We start from the raw sequence: 2,556 nt of genomic DNA, 5'->3' as shown, positions 1-2,556 counted from the left end.
AATTTTAGATTCTGTGCCTAAGTCTTCTACCATTTTTAAGAAGTAGCCAAGATCTTTGTTAGCATTAGCAATAGAGAAGCCTAAATCGCTTACACCGTCTACTGCATAGTTTTTACAGAATTTCATGAACGGTGAGTTAGATGGACCCGCTGACATGATGTCGAACAGTTGGGCACGGTCAACACCAGCAAGATCTGCAACAGCAAAGGCTTGAGACATAGCACAAACAGTGGTCATACCCATAAAGTTATTGATTAACTTAGTTGTGTGACCAGCACCCAATGCGCCTAAGTGGAATACATTTTCGCCTTGCTCGTCTAATACTGGCTTAACCTTGTTAAAGGTATCAAGATCGCCAGCGGCCATAATGTTAAGCAGTCCGTCTTTAGCGTGAGCAGGTGTACGGCCGAGTGGGGCGTCGATCATACCTGCACCTTTTTTAGCAAGGTCAGCGCCAATTTTACGCGTTGAAGCAGGAATTGAAGTACCAAAATCAACCAGTACTGCCCCTTCTTTAATACCCGCCAGAATACCGTCTTCTGCGTATACCAGTTTCTCAACTACAGCTGAAGTTGTTAGGCAAAGCATTACGATGTCACTGTTTGCAGCAAGTTCTTTTGCTGAACTCACTTGGTTTGCACCACGAGCAACACAAGTAGCAACAGCCTCTTTGTTAAGGTCCATTACATTTAGCTGGTAACCTCTGTTTTGTAAGTTCTCAACCATGTTGCCGCCCATAAGGCCAAGGCCGATAAAACCGATGACTGGTTTTGTCATATCTCACTCCTAAAATTTTGGTATATGCTTATTTGAATGTGAACTCGCTCGCTGTATTAATAGGCGCGCAATGTAATTTGTATCATGAGTAATCTACAGCTCAGGTTGTGTTGTATAAGTTATCCTTAGTGCTGAGTCTTTATGATTCAGTAGAGTTGGAAAACTTCCTTTCACATGTAGCATTTCTTTTTTACTCTGTAGAACAACTCATTTTTTATCATTTAGTATTGCCGAGATTAAGATAACGATAATAATTATTGTTAGTCTTGCTTGAATCTGTCGCCAATTGGTATTACAAAATTGTAAGTAGTTTTATTTTGATTGTCAACCAATTATCTCGCCGATGTTATACCAAAATGTGATTAGTAAGGATGTGGTTATTGGTTGTTTAATAAACAAAACTAGGATTAGTCATAATGTGATAGCAAGGAATCGTTATTTGTTATTCAACATTCTAGTGAAACAAATAATGTGCCTTATATAACGCTGCACAAATGTAACGTTTTTAGATGCTGCTAGTGTCAGATCCGGTTAACGCTTTAATTAAGTTTGTCGTGATGGTCAATAATGCTGTTGTCGATAATAGAAGAGCCTATCAATTTGATAGGCTCTACTTTAAGACGTCAGTTGATTAGAACTTAGCTCGAACACCAACAGTGTAACGACGGTCTGCTTCACTGTAAGCCCAGATAGAATCTAGCTCAGTGGTGTAAACAATTGGCTCACCGGTTAGGTTTACCGCATTGGCTACAACAGTGAAGTTTTCGTTGATATCCCAGCTAACTGAAAAATCAAGTTGGCCTCTATCTTCACGGTAGCTGTTACCAACAGTAGGGTCGTAGTTATCAGCAGAAGGGTCATTCTGGTTGAAAACGTTATATCCTAAGGCGCCAACAGTTTGTACACGCTTTGTGCTTTGATCATCTAAATAACGGTCACGCCAGTTGTAGGCTAAACGTAACTGAACTTCTTCACCTTCCCAGTAAACTTGAGTGTTAGCGGTGTGCTTAGAAATATTCAGTAATGGATTACCATCTGGTTGCTCACTATCTGCATAGGTATAGTTTGCGTTAACGCCTAAACCTGCCCAAATGCCTGGTAAAAAGCTGAATTGTTGTTGATAACCTAATTCCAAACCTCTTACTTCACCGCTACCACCATTCACATCAGTGTCGATAACGATACCTGTTTGGCCTGCAGCTTTTTGAGCGTCAACATAGGCTAAACCTTGGTCTTGAGTAGCATTAACAATGTCGCTCTGGCTTTGACCAGCGGTGTCTAGTAAACAAATATTATTCCACTGTGTGGTATTTTGTCCGCTAATAGTGCTTGAATCAGCTAAACAGCTGCTGTCAGTTTGGGTAAACGAGTTAACGTCTTTATAGAAAATTGCTGCAGAAAGTAAACCACCATCTCCGAAGTAATGTTCAACAGAAAGGTCATACTGAGTAACACGATACGGTTCTAATTGATACGAACCTTGAGTACCAGTAACCAAAGAGTTATCGATTGATAATGCAGGACTTAATTCATCAAAATCGGCACGACGCATCACTTTAGCGGCCGCAAAACGCATTAAGGTATCTTCAGATAAAGTATAAGTGACATTCAAACTAGGTAAAAAGTCTGAATAATCGTTACTACCAGTATTGAGGATTTTGTTACCGCTACTGTCTACAGAATCGACAATGCTAGATTCTAATTCGGTTTGAATATAACGGCCACCCACAACAGCGGTAATGTCATCAAAATCTAAATGAAACTGTGCGTAAATAGCAC

The 2,556-nt window shown here is 40.2% G+C and carries 2 protein-coding genes; both read right to left on the bottom strand.

Annotated features, from left to right (window positions below; translation table 11 throughout):
* Nucleotides 1–777: NAD(P)-dependent oxidoreductase (locus tag H5202_RS20425; protein WP_182773678.1), on the bottom strand; the 777-nt coding region annotated here is incomplete at its 3' end.
* A 631-nt stretch (nt 778–1,408) separates the two neighbouring features.
* A partial coding sequence (locus H5202_RS20420; protein ID WP_182773677.1) for a TonB-dependent receptor domain-containing protein occupies nt 1,409–2,556 on the bottom strand: 1,148 nt, incomplete at its 5' end.

This window comes from Shewanella sp. SG41-4, from assembly GCF_014164505.1.
GTDB lineage: Bacteria > Pseudomonadota > Gammaproteobacteria > Enterobacterales > Shewanellaceae > Shewanella.
The sequence above is the reverse complement of the archived record's forward strand: the minus strand, read 5'-3'. Positions and strand labels throughout refer to the sequence as shown.